Raw genomic sequence first — 16,577 nt, 5'->3', positions numbered from 1 at the left:
AGGGTTTCCCCGTAGCGTAAAGCAGAGCAAAATCGTCGTTTCCGCCGGTATCGGCTGTCGCGTCCGGCGCGTCTACCACTTACTCCATCACACCATCGACCATGCCTCTTTCACCGCAGCAGGACATTCTCGAGATCGCTCAGGACGCCTCCGTGCTCCGCTTCTCGCCGCAAGCCGGCGGCCGTCTGCTTTCGTGGATCATCGACGGCGAAGAGGTGATCCATTGGCCCGAGCATGCCGACTGGAGTCAGCCCGCGCGCATCCGCGGCGGCAACCCGCTACTGTTCCCGTTTCTCGGACGCCATCGCGTGGACGGCAAGATCGGCTACTGGCGAGACGCGCAGGGCACGGTTCGCGAGCTGCCCATGCACGGCTTCGCACGCGACCTCCCGTTCGACGCTCACGCCGACGTGCACGGCGCGGGCCTGCGCCTCGTGCTCACCGATAGCGACGCAACGCGCGGCGGTTATCCGTTCGGCTTCCGCTTCGAGGCGGCCTACACGCTGATCGACGCGCACACGCTCGAAGTCACGCTGACGACCACCAACACCGGCGATGCGCCGCTGCCCTATTACGCCGGCCATCACTTCTACTTCACGCTGCCGCACCGGCAACGTGCCGAGACGTCGCTGGAATTGCCGCGTACCGAACGGCGCTTCCAGCAGGCAGACGGCTCGATCAGCGCGGCCGAGCCGGGCGAAGCGCGCTACACACTCGACGAAGCACGCATTCATGACCGCTTCCACTGCCTCAAGGGCGCACCGGAACGACCGGTACGGCTGATCGCGCCGGGCCTCGGTCGCGTCATCACCATCGATCTGCAGCGGCCGAACTCCGTGCCCTGGTACGCGGTGACGACATGGACGGAAGCGGCGGAGTCAGACTTCTACTGCGTCGAACCGTGGCTTGGCCTGCCCGACGCGATTCATAACGGCATGGGGCTGCGCTGGCTCGATCCGGGCAAGACCGAGATCGCCGCACTGCGCATCAGCGTCGGAAATCTCGACTAATTGCGGCGCAAACGGGCACAGCGGTAACGCGCGCGGCTCCATTGCGCGAGGTGCCGAGCGCGCCCAATGCCCGTTTTTCCGATGCTGCAACGCAAAACCGTTAGAATCGGACGCTTTGTATCTACCTGCCGCGTGATCGGGATCGGCGCGCGGCAGCGCTTTGCGAGGTCCAATGTCTGAACCAACAAGAATTATCAAACGACTCGCGTGCGTGTCGTTGGTGGCGCTCATCGCCGCGTGCGGGTCGGCGCCGGTGGGGCCGGGCTTTTATCGCGTCGAACGGGGCGACACACTGTCGAAGATCGCGCGTAGTCATCACCAGTCGGTGCAAAGCATCGTGCGCTGGAACAACCTGACGAACCCCGACGGCATCGAGGTCGGGCAAGTACTGCGTGTCGATCCGCCAAACGGCGCGGCTTCGACGAACGGCGCCGTGCGCAGCAGCGGCAACGGGAGCGCGAGTGCTTCGGCTGCGCCGCGTTCCGCGCCGGTCGAGAGCGCGCCCTCTTCCGCGCCAGCCTCGTCGATCTCGCTCGTGTGGCCGACCAACGGCAATGTCATTCGCGGCTTTGACGGCGGCAATTCAAAGGGCATCGACATTTCCGCTCCAGCGGGCACGCCGGTGGTCGCGGCGGCGGCCGGCACAGTCGTCTACGCGGGCAACGGGCTGCGCGGGTACGGCAATCTGCTGATTCTCAAACACAACGCGGAGTATTTGACCGCCTACGCGCACAACCGCGTGCTGTTCGTGAAGGAAGGCGAAACCGTCGCGCAAGGCCAGAAAATCGCCGAGGTGGGCGACACCGATACCAATCGGGTCATGTTGCACTTCGAGCTGCGCTATCAGGGCCGCTCGATCGACCCGTCGCGTGCGCTGCCCCCGCGTTAGACGTGGCGTAGGCGTGGCGACAGCCTGCAGCTGGCGCGCCGTCTGGTGCGCGGAGCTACAGTCCGCGCATCCGGAGCACCGCGTTACACGGACTGACAGGGGAACCCTGCGTGCTATAAACGCTCAATCCGACACGCGTGGTTTCGTGCCACGTCTTTCATGTCATCTGTAAGGGAATCTGCAATGAAGAGCGCATTTGCGTCCGTGGCGACGGCCGCAGCGATCGGCGTGGGCCTGCTGACATTAGGCAGCCTCAGCGGCTGCTCGACCACCACGACCATGACTTATCTGCCAAGCGGCGAGACCGGGTTTGCGATCAACTGCAGCGGCAGCGACGCCAGCACGAGCTGGGCCGAATGCTACAAGCGCGCGGGCGAAGTCTGCGGCAATTATGGCTACGACGTCGTATCGAAAGACGTCGATAACGGCGCCACTTCGGGCGGCTCCGTCGGCGGAATTTTTGGGGCGAACGTGAAAAACCGCTCGATGGTGATTCGCTGCAAGCAGTAAGGCATGCGCACCGCGCTGCCGGGTTGCACGAAGTGCGGCCGGCCGCGCACCCAACGCCCCGACCGCGGTTCGATGCGTGCGGCGAAGGCCAGCAGTACTCCGAATGCAATTGGCCACGCGGCAACGAATATGATTACCCAGTTCATAACCGAAGAAAGGAAAGGTAAGCTTTTATGATCCGCGCAACGTGTGTAATCGCGGTGACGGCAATTAAAAGTCTGCCAAAAAAAAGCCCGGCGCGAGGCCGGGCTAACGGGGGTTCGGCGCATATCGGCAAAGGACCGGTTCACCATGCGCCAGAACGAAATTTAACAACCCGGTTTTACAAGCGCAATATCTTAATTTCGAGGGCAATGTGATGAGACGCACGGATTTCGCATCATGTGAACCCAAACCATAGGCAATAACCGCCTAATAAATCAGGCCGGCTCGGCAGTCGGCAGGTTATTAGGCTGGCGGTTGAAGCGTGTTAATGCGCCCGCAAACCATTTTGCAGCAAGGCTCCGGATCACTTCACCGCAACAAGGCTGACAAATAACGCGCCTCCGTTTACAGCGCTGGCGGCTCGCCTTATTCGCGCACGGCTGGTGTCAGAAACGCTTGGTGCGCCACCGCACCAATTCAATTAAATAATCGGAATCCGCGTGCCTACTCACGTCCAATAACCCCTCTTGAGAATCCGCGAATGGCGAAACTCTAAACTCGCCTCAAATCCACCGACAAATAAGCCGCTTAAAATCCCGGTTTCATGCGTTGAATAAATCAGATGTTAGTCTTCGTGCGGTTCCGCACAAGTCGGCCGAAAGTCATAATCCGGCCGGGGTGCGCGAAGGCTTTACATGACTCGCAATCCCAGCTCGGTGATGAGCACCGCAGCCTGTAGATGCGAAATCGTCGCGCCTTTGAAGAGGGCCGCGTCTACCAGCCGCACGCCGCTCAAGTCAGCTTCGCGCAGATCGGCGCCGTCGAACCGCGCGCCCTTCAAGTGTGCGTCCTTGAGACTGCCGCCATCGAAAATCGCCTCGCGGAAATCGACGCCCGCGAGGTCGGCGTCGGAGAAATCGAGCTGATGCAGCGTGGCCTTACGAAACGACAGGCCGCGCAAATGCGCGCCGACCAGCAGCGTTTCGACGAAGCTCAGGCCCAGCGCCGTGCACGCCTCGAAGTTCGCGCCGGTCAGCTTGCAGCCGCGAAACGACGCGGACGCGAGCTTGGCGCGCCGCCAGTTCGTGTTGTTCAGATCACTCGACTGGAATGCCGCATCCACGAGATCCGCCGATGCAAAATCGGCCTGGCGAGCACGGCACCGAACCCAGCGTGTCTGCGCAAGCGTTGCGCCGAAAAAAGAAGCCTCGGCAAGCGCGCAGCGCTGGAACTGCGCGCCGCGCAAGTCGAGCCGCGACAGATCGGCGCCTTCCAGATCGCAATCGTTGAAGACGAGCGGCGCGCCGCTTGCCTGCCTGTTTGCGACGGCGCTTGCCGCGATCAGTTGCTCGACGTCGGCGCGAGCGAGCGTGGCGTTGGCCACTTCGTGAACTGGCGCGCCCGGAGCCGGCGCGGTTGAATCGAGTGACATGAAGGTTCAGAATCGGACGGATTGCGAAGGGCCTAAGCGTACCGGAATGCGTGCCGCGCCGGCTGCTTGCGCCGATGGTTTATAGTAACGACCCCCGCCAGAACCCGCTTACGATGACTTCCAACGACGCCGCCCATAGCCCCCTGTACGCCAAGCTCCTCGCCGAAACAGCGAAAATCGGCTGGCCGGAACTGGAACGCTTCTTCGCGCGGGGCATGCTGTTACGCGTCGCGAGCGACCTCGATCTCGTGAGCGTGGCCGAAGCCATCGCCAGCGACGACACCGCGCAGATCACGCAATGGCTGTCGGCGGGACTTGTCGAGCGAGTGCAGTCCGAAACCGCCGCGGACTTCGCCGCGCGCGACCCTGACCTTTGGGCCGTGGTCGTTTCTCCGTGGATTTGCGTGCAGGAACGCCTTTGAGCGAAGCGGCGTCTGGGGCCGAACATACGGCGCCCGCGCTGCCGGTGCGCTGGCATCGCCGCGTGCTCGCGCTTGCATTTCCGATCGTTCTCGCCAATCTGACGCAGCCGATTCTCGGCGCCGTGGATACCGCCGTCGCCGGTCATCTGGACGGAGCGGCGTATCTCGGCGGCGTCGCGCTTGGCGGACTCTTCTTCAACTTCGTGTTCTGGGGCTTCGGCTTTTTGCGCATGGGCACGACCGGCCTCGTCGCACAGGCGCACGGTGCGGGCGACCACGCGGCATTGCGCGATAACGTCGTGCGAGCACTATTGCTCGCGGCCGCGATCGGCGCCGCAATACTCGCGCTTCAGGTGCCGCTGATCGATTACGCTTTGCGCGCCATCGGCGCAAGCGACGCCGTGCAGCGCAACGCACGCCTCTACTGCCATGCGCGCATCTGGGCCGCGCCGCTCGCGCTCGGCAACTACGTGGTGCTGGGGTGGTTGCTCGGCACGCAGCGCGTGCGTCTGGCGCTGTTGTCGCAAGTGTTTATCAACGGCGTGAACATCGTCGCGGTGCTCCTGTTTGTGTATGTGTTCAATTGGGGCGTCGCGGGAATCGGCGCGGCCACTGCCACCGCCGACGCGCTCGGCTTCGTGCTCGGCGCCGCGCTGCTGTGGCACGGCAGGTCGCGCGGCCTGCCCGCCCTCAACCGGGAGGCGCTCTTCGACGCCGCAGCGCTGCGACGCCTGATCGTTCTCAATCGCGACATCTTTTTGCGCACGCTGTGCCTGCTGCTGTCGTTCGGCTGGTTTGCGCACCTCGGGGCGAAACAGGGCGACGCGACGCTCGCAGCGAACGCGCTGCTGCTGAACTTTCAGACCTTCATGGCTTACGGACTCGACGGCTTCGCACACGCCGCTGAGGCGCTGGTGGGCGCGGCAATCGGCGCGCGCGACCGGCACGGGTTCGTCCAGGCCATCAAGGTTACGGCGCTATGGTCGGCGCTCGGCGCGCTCGGCTTCGCCCTCGTGTATGCGGGGCTGGGTTCGTGGATCGTCGGCTGCCTGACCGATCAGGCAGCCGTGCGCGCCATGGCCGAGCGCTATCTGCCTTGGGCGGCGCTCTCGCCGGTGGTATCGGTAGGCGGGTACGTGCTCGACGGCGTGTTTATCGGCGCGACGCGCACGCGAGAATTGATGACGTCGATGGTCTTGTCGTTCGCGATTTTCGTCGGCGCCTCGTGGCCACTGCTCATGCTGTACGGCAACCATGGTCTGTGGGCCGCGATGCTGGTCTTCATGGCCGCGCGCGGGGTGACGCTTGCGCGTCATCTGACGAAAGTGGTTGCGAGCGTGGGGGTGTAGCGGCGAGGGCGCGTCGGTTTTCCGCTCGCGATCAACGCGCTACCGGCGCGGGCACCATCGCGGGCGGGCGGGTGTCGGTGGGCACACCATGATAATCGGCGGGATCCTGCGGCGGGGCCGCGTGGTGGCCGGACGGTTCATTTGCACAGCCCACGACACTGGCGCTCAGGAACAAGACAATCATCGAAACACGGAACATGGACGGTAGTCTCTCTTATGGGAAGGAACGCAAGGCGTGAGCTACGGAGCTACGGAGCTACGGAGCGCGAGAGTCTACCCGCAACGCTCGTTCCATGACGCGGCGCGCGCAGTCTGCTCTGCCGTTTCTGGATGCGTGACCTACTATAAAGTCACAGCAGAACGTCAAAGGAGACTGCCATGGACGCTGAATCGGTCGCCGGTCTGGTCGGACTCGGAATAGGCCTCGCCGTGCTGCTCGCACTTTCGATTTTTGAATCGAAGACATATCGACGCGAACACGGCGAAGGCATGCTGCATCACTGGCTGACTCATCAGCACGTGCACATGCCGCACTGGAAGCGCCGCCGGCACTGAAGGTTTTTGTGCCTCGTTCCATTGCAGGTTGTCCCGCGGTTGCGGGCGGGGCGTCGTCGTGTCGTTCGAGGTGCGTGGTTCGGTCATGTTGCGATTGTTGCGCCACGGCTGGCCCTGTTACGCCTGAGCCTTATCATGCTCTTCTTCGCTCGCCGACCTCACCGACTGCCTTCGTTGCACCCCATTTTGTCCGCGTCGTCAGGCACTGCCTCTCTCTAACGTTGCGCGCAGGGCTACAGCCGGCAGTTCAAGCTTAGGCACGTGCATTGCTGCTTGGCTGGCTGCAAGCAGCGCACGTTGCACGCCGCTCATCGCGCCGGGCAATTTGCGTCGGATCAACGAACCATGCGGCCCGGCATTCGTTGGGGCCGGACAGGGAGAACTCAAATGACGATCGGAACCATCCTTCTCATCGTGCTCATTCTGCTGCTGATCGGTGCGTTGCCGACCTGGCCGTACAGCAGCGGCTGGGGCTACCGCCCGACCGGCCTGCTCGGCGTTGTGCTGATTATCGTCATCGTGTTGCTGCTCATGGGACGCATATGACGCGGCTATTTTCACTCCGACGCAATTCGCGATTGACTCTGGCACCTAAAGCCACGTAGAATCTCGGATTCGTCGGAGCGTAGCGCAGCCTGGTAGCGCATCTGATTTGGGATCAGAGGGTCGAAGGTTCGAATCCTTTCGCTCCGACCACGAAAAAAGCAGCAACGGCATCACAAAAACCCGCGTCGCCTCCGGCTTCGCGGGTTTTTGCTTTTTGCGTCCGAATGAACCCAGACGAGCGCGAGACCAGGCTCGCGATCTGCTAAAACAATTGCATCCGAAGCGCGATTCAGCCAGGGCACAGTAATAGACGAAGTGACCGGGATGAATCGACGTCGAAAAGCACCGACCGTACGCATGGAGCAAGCTCCCCGCTAGACTTCAAGCCGCGCCCAGGCGTTGGAACCGTGCAGCGCGCCGTGCAAAGCACTGCAACACCCCGCATCCAGACTCGAGGAGCCACGCATGAATCTGATTCTCTGGCGTCACGCCGAAGCCGAGGACTATGCCGCCACGGATCTCGCCCGCGCACTCACCACTCGCGGCCGCAAGCAGGCGCAACACGTCGCCAAATGGCTGCGCACGCGTCTGCCCGACGACGCCGTGATCCTCGCCAGCCCCGCGGTGCGGACCATCCAGACCGCCGAGACGTTGAGCGATCAGTACCGTGTCGTGCGCGAGCTCGCGCCGAATGCAAGCGCGCAAGACGTGCTCAACGCATCCGGCTGGCCGAAGGGCATCGCCGAAACGGTGGTGATCGTGGGTCATCAGCCGACGCTCGGCCACGTTGCCGCAAAGCTGCTTGCCAACAGCGACGCCAGTTGGCCGCTCAAGAAAGCGGGCTTATGGTGGATCGCCAGCCGCGAGCGCCACGGCGACGACCAGGCGGTGTTGCACGCAGCGATGACGCCCGAACTCGTCTGATCCGCTCGGCGAACTGCGCGCCGCCAACGTCCGCAAGCCCGGCGCGGCGCGTACACGGAACGCCAACCGGCAAGAGACGCGGCACACGCAGCTTTCATACAGTCATCCAATCGTCATGGCTTTGCCATGCGAGCGTCATCGGGCGTTACTACATTGGCGAAAAAAGACTCATCCTTTTTTCGACCAGGACGCCCCAATGCGAGAACTGCCGACGCCTACCCTGCCCCTCGCTTCGATCTTCGAGTCGCGTCGCCTGCCCCGCGCCGAAGAGACGGTCACCGCCCAGCACCGGCTGCGAGTCACGTGGGCTCGCACCGACGAAGAGCTTCGCGAGGCGCAGCGCCTGCGTTACCGCGTGTTCGCCGACGAAATGGGCGCTCGCCTGACCGGCCCCGCAGGACTCGACGTCGATCCGTTCGATTCGTACTGCGATCACTTGCTGGTGCGCGATCTCGACACACTGAAAGTGGTTGGCACCTACCGCGCGTTGCCGCCGCACCAGGCGGCGCGCATCGGGCGTCTGTACGCGGAAAGCGAGTTCGACGTCTCGCGTCTCACTCACCTGCGCGCGAAGATGGTCGAAGTCGGCCGCTCGTGTGTACACGCCGACTATCGCAGCGGCTCCGTCATCATGTCGCTATGGGCTGGACTCGCGGCTTATATGAAGCACAACGGTTACGAGACGATGCTCGGCTGCGCGAGCGTCGCGATGGTCGACGGCGGGCACTATGCAGCGAATCTCTATTGCTCGCTGCGCGATAGCGCGCTGACAGCGCCGGAATATCGCGCATTCCCGCACACGCCGCTGCCCGTCGACGAATTGCAGACCGGCGCGAATGTCGCACCGCCACCGCTCGTCAAAGGATATCTGCGACTAGGTGCGAAGATTTGCGGCGCACCCGCATGGGATCCCGACTTCAATACCGCCGATTTTCTGACACTGTTCCGTCTGTCGGACATCAACGCTCGCTATGCGCGCCACTTCCTCGGCGATGCATTGCCGCGCTGACAACGCTTGAGCGCGCGTGCACAAGCAGAAACGGAAAAGCCCGGTGAAAACCGGGCTTTTCTCCATGTGCCGCATGCTCTGCCTACGTAATGACAGAACCAGACGTCGACACGTCACTCGTCCGTATAGACGACTCGATACGGAATCCCAACCTTTTCCCACTCCGCGGCTTCCTGGATCAGGCTGTAGTCCGTAAGCGGATTATTGGCGACCCACTCGTTAGGCAAACGCACCTCATACCCGCCGTTGGCCTGCGCGACCGTGATGCCAGGCAGACCGACATCCGCCCGCCGGCGGCATAGCAGTGCGGCGAGCCGCAAACAGAACAGTAGCGGCCACTCCACTTCGCGCGTTTGCGACAGCTTGCCGAGCTTGCCTGCATGACCGAGCACGAGCGCCGCAAGCCGCGCCTGGTCGGTGCGCGAGAAGCCGGGCATGTCTGCATTGCTCGCGATATAGGCCGAATGCTTGTGATAGGCGCTGTGCGAGATAGACAAGCCGATTTCGTGCAATGCCGCTGCCCAGCCGAGAAACATGCGGTTCTCCAGGCGGCGCTCTTCGTCTGGCTCTGCGAACTGATCGTAAAAGCGCACCGCCAGTTCGCCGATGCGTCCGGCCTGCGGACGATCCACGCCATAGCGGCGCATGAAGCCTTCCACTGTGACCGTGCGCATGTCTTCGTGTTGCGAACGGCCGAGCAGATCGTAGAGAACGCCGAGTCTCAATGCGCCATCTGTCGTATCGACGTAATCGACGCCCAGTTCGTCGAACACCGCGATCATGATCGAGAGGCCGCCCGCCAGCACTGGAATCCGGTCGCCCTTCAACGCAATCAGCTTGAGACGATTGACGTTCTCCGCCTTAATCAACGCACGCTTCAAACGCTCGAGGCCCCCGCGCGAAATGCCGTGCGTGATGCCGGCATCGTTAAAGCCGTTTGCCTCGACGAGTTCGGCCAAGGCGCGCGCCGTGCCCGACGAGCCAATTGCCTGTTCCCAGCCGGTTTTCTTGTATTCGGCCGAAATGATCTGGATTTCGCGGCCGGCTGCAAGCTCGGCCTGACGCATCGTGTATTCGTCGACGTTGCCTGACGGGAAAAACGTCCGGCTATGGCTCACGCAGCCGATATACAGGCTTTCCATCTTGATCGGCGTGTAGTGCGAGCCGATGATGAACTCCGTCGAGCCGCCGCCAATATCGACCACGAGCCTCTTGCCCGGGCTCGCGGGCACGGAGTGTGCTGCCCCGGCGTAAATCAGCCGCGCTTCCTCGCGGCCGGCAATCACCTCGATCGGAAAGCCTAGCGCAGCTTGGGCTTCGCCTAGGAATTCGCCAGCATTCTTCGCGATACGCAATGTGTTGGTCGCGACCGCGCGAACGTGGTCGGGATGAAAATCGCGCAGCCGCTCGCCAAAGCGCTTCAGTGCATCCCAGCCGCGGACCTGTGACGCGCGATCGAGCATCTTGTCGCGCGACAGACCGGCGGCGAGCCGCACCGGCTCACGCAATGCATCGACCTGATAAATCTGGCTGCCCGCGTCGGTTTCCTCGACCCGGCCGACGATCAGCCGGAAGCTGTTCGAACCAAGGTCGACTGCAGCAAGGAGTTGTGGGGTATTGACCATCGGGTATGCGGACTCCATGCGCGCGAGCGCGGCAGCGGTCGATGTGAGCAAGGCGGGACCCTCATGCGAGGTTCCTTTCGTCTTGCGGCCGGCCGCGCTGTTCAAAGACGCCATTCTAAGCGTACCGGAGCTCACGATGTCACCTCGCGGAGATGGGGGTGCCCCATGGTCCCATACGGACCGCGTCATATTGACGACAGGCGAGGAATACAGCGTAGAATTTATAACATTGAGAATGTCATAACAACGTCATCATACTGTGAGAATTTCCGAGCGTCTTTCTGCCTCCATATCTGACATTCCATTCTCGCTGCCGATGTCCATCCGCTACCCCTTATTGAATCGCGAGCTGGGCATTCTTGGTTTCAACGAGCGTGTGTTGGCGCAAGCCGCCGACCCCGCCGTCCCTTTGCTCGAACGCCTGCGCTTCATCTGCATCACCAGTAGCAATCTCGACGAATTTTTCGAAGTCCGCATGGCCGGACTGCAGGAGCAGATGCGCGACAACCCCGGTGCGCTGTCGCCCGACGGCATGTCGCTGCAGCATGTCTACGACCTCGTGGTCGAGCGGGCGCAAAAGCTCGTGCATCGGCAGTACACGATGCTGCACGACACCGTGTTCACCGCGCTGGAAGCAGAAGGCATCTACTTTCACGGCACCGAAGCCTGGAGCGAAGCGCAGACCGAATGGGCGCGCAACTACTTCTTCGACGAACTCCTTCCCGTGCTCACGCCGATCGGCCTCGATCCGGCGCATCCGTTTCCGCGTGTGCTGAACAAGAGCCTGAACTTCGTCGTTGAACTCGAAGGCAAAGACGCATTCGGCCGTCAGGCGATGATGGGCATCGTGCAGGCGCCGCGCGCGTTGCCGCGTCTCGTGCGGATGCCGCAGGCACTGTCGGGCTACCCGCATGGTTTCGTGCTGTTGAGTTCGCTATTGCAGCGCTTTGTCGGCGAGCTGTTTCCGAACCTCGTCGTGCGCAGTTGCAATCAGTTTCGCATTACGCGCAACAGCGAACTGTTCGTCGACGAAGACGAAATCACTAATCTGCGCGTCGCGCTACAGGGCGAACTTCCCGCGCGGCATCTGGGTAACGCGGTACGCCTCGAAGTATCAGCGGAGACACCCGCGCATGTCGTGCGGCGCCTGCTCGACGAGAGCGGCCTGTCGAACAAGGACTGCTATTACGCGGACGGCCCCGTCAATCTGGTGCGTCTGATGCAATTGCCGGAGATGGTGGATCGGCCCGATCTTAAGTTCGTGCCTCACATTCCCGCGATTCCTTCCGCCGTCGCCAACGCAGCGAGCATGTTCGACGTGATCGATCAGGGCGACGTGCTGCTGCATCATCCGTACGAAAGTTTTCAACCGGTTCTCGAACTGCTGCTGCAGGCTGCGAAAGATCCAAACGTCGTCGCCATCAAGCAGACGATTTATCGCACAGGCACCGACTCGCCGCTGATGGACGCGCTCATGCAAGCCGCGCGCAACGGCAAGGAAGTGACGGTGGTGGTCGAACTGCTTGCGCGCTTTGACGAAGAGACGAACATCAACTGGGCCTCGCAGCTCGAAGCTGTCGGCGCGCATGTGGTGTACGGCGTGGTGGGCCACAAGTGCCACGCAAAGATGATGCTGATCGTGCGGCGCGCAACGGTGGGCGGCAAGATGACGCTCAAGCGCTACGTGCACCTGGGCACCGGCAATTATCATCCGCGCACTGCACGCCTCTACACCGACTTCGGCCTGATGACCGCGGATCAGAAAATCTGCGAAGACGTGCACCACGTTTTTCAGCAACTGACCGGCATTGGCGGCGAACTGAAGCTGCACGAGTTATGGCAGTCGCCGTTCACGCTGCATCCGAAACTCGTCGAGGCGATTCGCGCAGAAGCGGAGCATGCGCGCGCCGGCAAGAAAGCGCGCATTGTGGCGAAGATGAACGCGCTGCTCGAACCCACGGTGATCGCAGAGTTATACGAAGCATCGCAGGCGGGCGTGAAGATCGACTTGATCGTGCGTGGTGTGTGTTCGTTGCAGCCGGGCGTGCCGGGCCTGTCGGAAAACATCACGGTGCGCTCGATTGTCGGGCGCTTTCTCGAACATCATCGCATCTACTATTTCTACGACGACGGCCGCGAGCAGGTGTATCTGTCGAGCGCGGACTGGATGGATCGCAACTTCTTCCGCCGCGTGGAAGTCGCGTTCCCCATCAACAATCGGCGGCTCAAACGGCGTGTGATTGCAGAAGGCCTGTCGGCGTTTCTCGGCGACAATCAGTCCGCGTGGCTGATGCAAAGCGATGGGCACTATCGTCGGCGGCGTCCCGGCAAGTCCTCGCGCAATGCGCAAATGAGTCTGTTGACGAAGTTTTGTCCGTGAAGGCCGGCGCACTCCGCGTCGAGCGGGTGAAGGCTGTTACGTGTATGAAAAAAGCCCGCTTTCCAGCGGGCTTTTCTTTGAAGCGAGTGCTTCTCACGCATGCGCCGGTTGCCGCCGCGTCGTGCGATATACCGGGAATCTCACGGTGAAAGTGCTGCCGCGCCCTTCCTCGCTTTTCACGTCGAGTTGCGCATCGTGCCGTTGCAGCACGTGCTTCACGATCGCGAGTCCGAGGCCCGTGCCGCCCGTGTCGCGCGAGCGGCTGCGGTCGACGCGATAAAAGCGCTCGGTTAGCCGCGGAATGTCGGCGGCCGGAATACCCAGGCCGCTATCCGTCACGGAGAACACCGCAGCGCCGCCTTGCGCCTGCCAGCTGACCTTGATCGCGCCACCGTCGGGCGTATAGCGAATGGCGTTGGTCACCAGGTTGCCTAACGCGCTCAGAATTTCCGTTTCGACGCCGGTCACCGTGAGCCCTTCGTCGGTGTCAAAAGTAATCTTATGGTGATCGCTCGACAGGCTTTGCGCGTCGTCGCGCAAATGCCGCAGTACGGCGCGCATATCGATCATCTGATCGCTCGGCGGCTTGTTGTCGCCTTCGAGTTTGGCAAGCACGAGTAGATCGTTCACGATATGGCGCATGCGCGACGCCTGCTGCTCCATCAACTCCAGATAACGCGCGCGCTCGGTTTCGGCCAACGGCAACTCGCGCATCGTCTCGAGAAAACCGGAGAGCACCGTGAGCGGCGTCTTCAGTTCATGAGACACATTGGCGACGAAGTCGCGCCGCATCGCGTCGGTGCGCTCAAGTTCGGTAATGTCTTGCGACAGCACGAGCTTGCGGTTCTCGCCATAAGGGAACACTTGCACGGAGAGCACGTTCTGCCGCTTCTCGCCCATGCCGCGCATGATCAGCATTTCTTCGTAGTGATGCGAGTTCAGATAACGCACGAAGTCCGGCTGGCGCACCAGATGCGTGATGTGTTGACGCAAATCGCGCTTCGCATCGAGCCCGAAATGCACTTCGGAAATGGCGTTGCACCACTCAATCTGATCGTGGTCGTCGAGCATTGCGACGCCGTTCGGCGACGCCTGAATTGCCTGAATGAAACGCGAATGCTGCTGCTCGACCTGGCGAACCTGTGCATGCCAGCGCTTCGCGAGCTTGTGCAAACGGTAATAGATTTCGCCCCAGATGCCGGGCGCGCTCGGCACTTCGCCATAAACCGGCGCGTCGAGCAAACGCCACAAACGCTCTTTATGAAAGGTGCCGAAGAAGCTTTGCAGAAGCAGCATTACGACCGCGAGGATCAATGCTGCCTTCACATTGACCAATGCGCCGACCACCACGCACAGTATGGCGAGCAGCACGATCGAAACGATGGAGCGCGCCCAGATGATGTTCATGGTCTAAACGTTCGAAGAGAGCGGCGAGCGCGCCGCTACCCATTGATCAAGCGATCAAGCGCTTTTGGCCAGCCGGTAGCCGCTGCCGCGGACCGTCTCGATCATAGCATCGCAGCCGGCCGGCTTGAGGGCCGCGCGCAGACGCTTGATGTGCACGTCCACCGTGCGTTCTTCGACGAACACGTGGTCGCCCCATACCTGATCGAGCAGTTGCGTGCGGCTGTGCACACGCTCGGGATGCGTCATGAAGAAATGCAGCAAACGGAATTCGGTCGGGCCGAGATCGAGTTTGATCTCGCTGCCTTCCGCGTGCGCCGCGACACGATGCGTTGCCGGATCGAGCTTCAATCCGTTGATCGCGACGACGTCTTCGGTCAATTGCGGCGCGCGGCGGCGCAGAACCGCCTTGATGCGCGCCATCAATTCTTTCGGGGAAAACGGCTTGGTGACGTAGTCGTCGGCGCCGATTTCGAGGCCGAGCACCTTATCCTGTTCATCGCCGCGCGCGGTCAGCATGATGATCGGAATGTGCTTGGTACGTTCGTTGTTGCGCAGGTCGCGTGCGAACGCAATACCTGACTTGCCCGGCAGCATCCAGTCGAGCAGGACGAGGTCGGGCAATACGTCGCTGATCAGGTTCTGCGCCTGCTCGGCGTTGTACGCGCGAATCGGGCAGTGTCCGGCGTGTTGAAGATTGACCGAAATCAGTTCGGAAATCGCGGGCTCATCTTCAATGACGAGAATGCTGCTGGGCATCGGCACCTCTGGTCCTTATCTCTGGATTAACTGAGTGCTTCGCGTTCGAGCGCGTCGCGCGACTTGTGCCGCACGTCCGTACCCTTCACGATGTAAATGATGAACTCGGCGATGTTCTTCGCATGGTCGCCGATCCGCTCGATGGCTTTCGCGATGAACAGAAAATCGAGGCCCACCGAAATGGAGCGCGGATCTTCGGTCATGTACGAAATCAGCTTACGCACGAACGCGCGGAATTCCTCGTCGATCGCTTTATCGTCGCGCACGATTTGCGCAGCGGCGACCGTGTCGAGACGCGCGAACGCGTCGAGCGCGCGGCGCAGGATCGACACCGCCATTTCGCCCGACAATTTGATTTCGGCGATATTGATGGTGCGCGATGCGCCGTCTTCCATGAGACGCTTGGTGCGTTTGGCGATTTTCTCGGCCTCGTCGCCAGCACGCTCCAGATTCGTGATGGTCTTGGAGATCGCGATCAGCAAGCGCAAATCACGTGCGGCCGGCTGACGGCGCGCGATGATGTTGCTGCATTCCTCGTCGATCTCCACTTCCATCGTGTTCAGGCGGTCTTCTGCCGCGATCACTTGCTCGGCGATGTCGAGATCGAACTCGTTGAGCGCCTGCATCGCTTTGACGATCTGCGATTCGACGAGGCCGCCCATTTCGAGCACCTTCGAGGAAACCAGGTTCAGGTCGGCGTCGAACTGGCTGGACAGGTGTTTGTCGGACATGTCGTACTCCGTTGTTTTTGCCCGGCGGATTAGCCGAAGCGGCCCGTAATGTAGTCTTCGGTTTCCTTGCGGACCGGCTTGATGAAGATCTTTTCCGTGTCGCCGAATTCGATCAGCTCGCCAAGGTACATGTAGGCAGTGTAGTCCGAACAGCGGGCCGCCTGTTGCATGTTGTGCGTGACGATCACCACCGTGTAGTCGCTCTTCAGTTCGGCGATCAGTTCTTCGATACGGCCCGTCGAAATCGGGTCGAGCGCCGAGCACGGTTCGTCGAGCAACAACACCTCCGGGCGGATCGCGATGCCGCGCGCAATGCACAAACGCTGCTGCTGGCCGCCGGACAAACCGTAGCCGCTCTGGCCGAGTTTGTCCTTCACTTCGTTCCACAACGCGGCCTTCGTGAGCGCCCATTCAACGCGGTCGTCCATTTCCGAACGCGGCAGCGTTTCGAACATCTTCACGCCGAACGCAATGTTGTCGTAGATCGACATGGGAAACGGCGTCGGCTTCTGGAACACCATGCCGATGCGCGCGCGCAGCAGCGAGATGTCGCGCTTCGAGGTCAGCAGGTTTTCGCCGTCCATCAGGATTTCGCCTTCGGCGCGTTGCTCCGGATAGAGCGCGTACATCTTGTTGAACGTACGCAGCAACGTTGACTTTCCGCAGCCCGACGGGCCGATGAACGCGGTGACCTTGCCTTCGGGAATCTGCAGATTGATGTTCTTCAGCGCGTGATACTTGCCGTAGAAGAAGTTCAGGTCGTTGACCTCGATCTTCGGGCGCGACGGCGACGGCTCCTGGCCGCCCTGTGCGGGATCGAAACCGGCGGGCGCAGTGGGACGCGAGATCGGATTGAGTTGAGTTTCTGCCATATTCATCGGATTACAC

16 protein-coding genes and 1 tRNA gene are annotated in these 16,577 nt (G+C 61.7%); 11 read left to right on the top strand and 6 right to left on the bottom strand.

Translation table 11 applies throughout. The features are described from left to right. Nucleotides 1-101: 101 nt before the first annotated feature. The 3 genes from BCA01S_RS08440 to BCA01S_RS08430 all read left to right on the top strand — a co-directional run bounded on the left by BCA01S_RS08440 (nt 102) and on the right by BCA01S_RS08430 (nt 2,409). Nucleotides 102-1,010 carry an aldose epimerase family protein gene (locus BCA01S_RS08440; protein ID WP_027776537.1) on the top strand — a complete coding sequence of 303 codons (909 nt, stop codon included), beginning with the start codon at nt 102-104 and terminating at the stop codon, nt 1,008-1,010. Nucleotides 1,011-1,182: 172 nt separating this feature from the next. Further along, on the top strand, nt 1,183-1,899 hold the full coding sequence (locus BCA01S_RS08435) for a peptidoglycan DD-metalloendopeptidase family protein (protein ID WP_027776536.1): 717 nt from the start codon (nt 1,183-1,185) through the stop codon (nt 1,897-1,899). 183 nt (nt 1,900-2,082) lie between these two features. Continuing rightward, nucleotides 2,083-2,409 (top strand): hypothetical protein, encoded by a 327-nt coding sequence (locus BCA01S_RS08430; RefSeq protein WP_027776535.1) that lies wholly within the window; start codon nt 2,083-2,085, stop codon nt 2,407-2,409. Nucleotides 2,410-3,244: 835 nt separating this feature from the next. Here BCA01S_RS08430 and BCA01S_RS08425 read toward each other — a convergent pair. Further along, a complete protein-coding gene (locus tag BCA01S_RS08425) occupies nt 3,245-3,985 on the bottom strand; it encodes a pentapeptide repeat-containing protein (protein WP_027776534.1) in 741 nt (246 codons plus the stop codon). Between the two features lie 113 nt (nt 3,986-4,098). On the opposite strand from BCA01S_RS08425, the gene BCA01S_RS08420 reads away from it, so the two are divergent. From BCA01S_RS08420 to BCA01S_RS08390, 7 genes are all read left to right on the top strand, one after another. Further along, nucleotides 4,099-4,407 (top strand): DUF2288 domain-containing protein, encoded by a 309-nt coding sequence (locus BCA01S_RS08420; RefSeq protein WP_027776533.1) that lies wholly within the window; start codon nt 4,099-4,101, stop codon nt 4,405-4,407. After that, a complete protein-coding gene (locus BCA01S_RS08415; RefSeq protein WP_027776532.1) occupies nt 4,404-5,756 on the top strand; it encodes an MATE family efflux transporter in 1,353 nt (450 codons plus the stop codon). Before BCA01S_RS08420 ends, BCA01S_RS08415 begins: the two co-directional genes overlap by 4 nt. Nucleotides 5,757-6,134: 378 nt before the next feature. Then, a complete protein-coding gene (locus tag BCA01S_RS38455; protein WP_020069448.1) occupies nt 6,135-6,311 on the top strand; it encodes a hypothetical protein in 177 nt (58 codons plus the stop codon). A 387-nt stretch (nt 6,312-6,698) separates the two neighbouring features. Then, nucleotides 6,699-6,857, top strand: coding sequence for a DUF3309 family protein (locus BCA01S_RS36975; protein ID WP_020069447.1), 159 nt, complete (start codon nt 6,699-6,701; stop codon nt 6,855-6,857). A gap of 73 nt (nt 6,858-6,930) precedes the next feature. After that, nucleotides 6,931-7,007, top strand: a tRNA-Pro gene (locus BCA01S_RS08400). Nucleotides 7,008-7,322: 315 nt separating this feature from the next. Then, the gene (gene sixA, locus BCA01S_RS08395) at nt 7,323-7,781 is read left to right on the top strand and encodes a phosphohistidine phosphatase SixA (protein ID WP_027776531.1); all 459 of its coding nucleotides are present in this window, start codon (nt 7,323-7,325) and stop codon (nt 7,779-7,781) included. Nucleotides 7,782-7,977: 196 nt separating this feature from the next. After that, nucleotides 7,978-8,790 carry a GNAT family N-acetyltransferase gene (locus BCA01S_RS08390; protein ID WP_027776530.1) on the top strand — a complete coding sequence of 271 codons (813 nt, stop codon included), beginning with the start codon at nt 7,978-7,980 and terminating at the stop codon, nt 8,788-8,790. A gap of 113 nt (nt 8,791-8,903) precedes the next feature. Here the strand turns inward: BCA01S_RS08390 and ppx are convergent, their stop codons facing one another. Next, nucleotides 8,904-10,433 carry an exopolyphosphatase gene (gene ppx / locus BCA01S_RS08385; protein WP_408255223.1) on the bottom strand — a complete coding sequence of 510 codons (1,530 nt, stop codon included), beginning with the start codon at nt 10,431-10,433 and terminating at the stop codon, nt 8,904-8,906. A gap of 298 nt (nt 10,434-10,731) precedes the next feature. Between ppx and ppk1 the strand changes: the two genes are divergently transcribed. Further along, nucleotides 10,732-12,795 carry a polyphosphate kinase 1 gene (gene ppk1, locus BCA01S_RS08380; protein WP_027776528.1) on the top strand — a complete coding sequence of 688 codons (2,064 nt, stop codon included), beginning with the start codon at nt 10,732-10,734 and terminating at the stop codon, nt 12,793-12,795. A gap of 93 nt (nt 12,796-12,888) precedes the next feature. Here the strand turns inward: ppk1 and phoR are convergent, their stop codons facing one another. Genes phoR through pstB form a run of 4 tightly spaced genes read right to left on the bottom strand, consistent with a single transcriptional unit; the run spans nt 12,889 to nt 16,567 of the window. Further along, nucleotides 12,889-14,202, bottom strand: a complete 1,314-nt coding sequence (gene phoR / locus BCA01S_RS08375) for a phosphate regulon sensor histidine kinase PhoR (RefSeq protein ID WP_027776527.1) — start codon at nt 14,200-14,202, stop codon at nt 12,889-12,891. A 54-nt stretch (nt 14,203-14,256) separates the two neighbouring features. Continuing rightward, nucleotides 14,257-14,958, bottom strand: coding sequence for a phosphate regulon transcriptional regulator PhoB (gene phoB, locus BCA01S_RS08370; RefSeq protein WP_006051991.1), 702 nt, complete (start codon nt 14,956-14,958; stop codon nt 14,257-14,259). A gap of 26 nt (nt 14,959-14,984) precedes the next feature. Beyond that, the gene (phoU, locus tag BCA01S_RS08365; RefSeq protein WP_020069441.1) at nt 14,985-15,689 is read right to left on the bottom strand and encodes a phosphate signaling complex protein PhoU; all 705 of its coding nucleotides are present in this window, start codon (nt 15,687-15,689) and stop codon (nt 14,985-14,987) included. A gap of 29 nt (nt 15,690-15,718) precedes the next feature. Further along, entirely contained in the window at nt 15,719-16,567 is an 849-nt protein-coding gene (gene pstB / locus BCA01S_RS08360) for a phosphate ABC transporter ATP-binding protein PstB (RefSeq protein ID WP_020069440.1), read from the bottom strand. Nucleotides 16,568-16,577 lie beyond the last annotated feature (10 nt).

Origin of the sequence: Paraburkholderia caledonica NBRC 102488 (assembly GCF_000685095.1) — a bacterium.
Taxonomy (GTDB): Bacteria; Pseudomonadota; Gammaproteobacteria; order Burkholderiales; family Burkholderiaceae; genus Paraburkholderia; species Paraburkholderia caledonica.
This window is presented reverse-complemented; position numbering and strand designations above follow the sequence as displayed.

What these genes read in the sequence shown, in the direction of transcription:
- ppk1 (WP_027776528.1), top strand. Translation starts at nt 10,732, where the DNA reads ATGTCCATCCGCTACCCCTTATTGAATCGCGAGCTGGGCATTCTTGGT.
- phoB (WP_006051991.1), bottom strand. Translation starts at nt 14,958, where the DNA reads ATGCCCAGCAGCATTCTCGTCATTGAAGATGAGCCCGCGATTTCCGAA.
- BCA01S_RS08420 (WP_027776533.1), top strand. Translation starts at nt 4,099, where the DNA reads ATGACTTCCAACGACGCCGCCCATAGCCCCCTGTACGCCAAGCTCCTC.
- BCA01S_RS08390 (WP_027776530.1), top strand. Translation starts at nt 7,978, where the DNA reads ATGCGAGAACTGCCGACGCCTACCCTGCCCCTCGCTTCGATCTTCGAG.
- BCA01S_RS36975 (WP_020069447.1), top strand. Translation starts at nt 6,699, where the DNA reads ATGACGATCGGAACCATCCTTCTCATCGTGCTCATTCTGCTGCTGATC.
- pstB (WP_020069440.1), bottom strand. Translation starts at nt 16,567, where the DNA reads ATGAATATGGCAGAAACTCAACTCAATCCGATCTCGCGTCCCACTGCG.
- phoR (WP_027776527.1), bottom strand. Translation starts at nt 14,202, where the DNA reads ATGAACATCATCTGGGCGCGCTCCATCGTTTCGATCGTGCTGCTCGCC.
- BCA01S_RS08435 (WP_027776536.1), top strand. Translation starts at nt 1,183, where the DNA reads ATGTCTGAACCAACAAGAATTATCAAACGACTCGCGTGCGTGTCGTTG.
- BCA01S_RS08425 (WP_027776534.1), bottom strand. Translation starts at nt 3,985, where the DNA reads ATGTCACTCGATTCAACCGCGCCGGCTCCGGGCGCGCCAGTTCACGAA.
- sixA (WP_027776531.1), top strand. Translation starts at nt 7,323, where the DNA reads ATGAATCTGATTCTCTGGCGTCACGCCGAAGCCGAGGACTATGCCGCC.
- BCA01S_RS08440 (WP_027776537.1), top strand. Translation starts at nt 102, where the DNA reads ATGCCTCTTTCACCGCAGCAGGACATTCTCGAGATCGCTCAGGACGCC.
- ppx (WP_408255223.1), bottom strand. Translation starts at nt 10,433, where the DNA reads ATGGAGTCCGCATACCCGATGGTCAATACCCCACAACTCCTTGCTGCA.
- BCA01S_RS08430 (WP_027776535.1), top strand. Translation starts at nt 2,083, where the DNA reads ATGAAGAGCGCATTTGCGTCCGTGGCGACGGCCGCAGCGATCGGCGTG.
- phoU (WP_020069441.1), bottom strand. Translation starts at nt 15,689, where the DNA reads ATGTCCGACAAACACCTGTCCAGCCAGTTCGACGCCGACCTGAACCTG.
- BCA01S_RS38455 (WP_020069448.1), top strand. Translation starts at nt 6,135, where the DNA reads ATGGACGCTGAATCGGTCGCCGGTCTGGTCGGACTCGGAATAGGCCTC.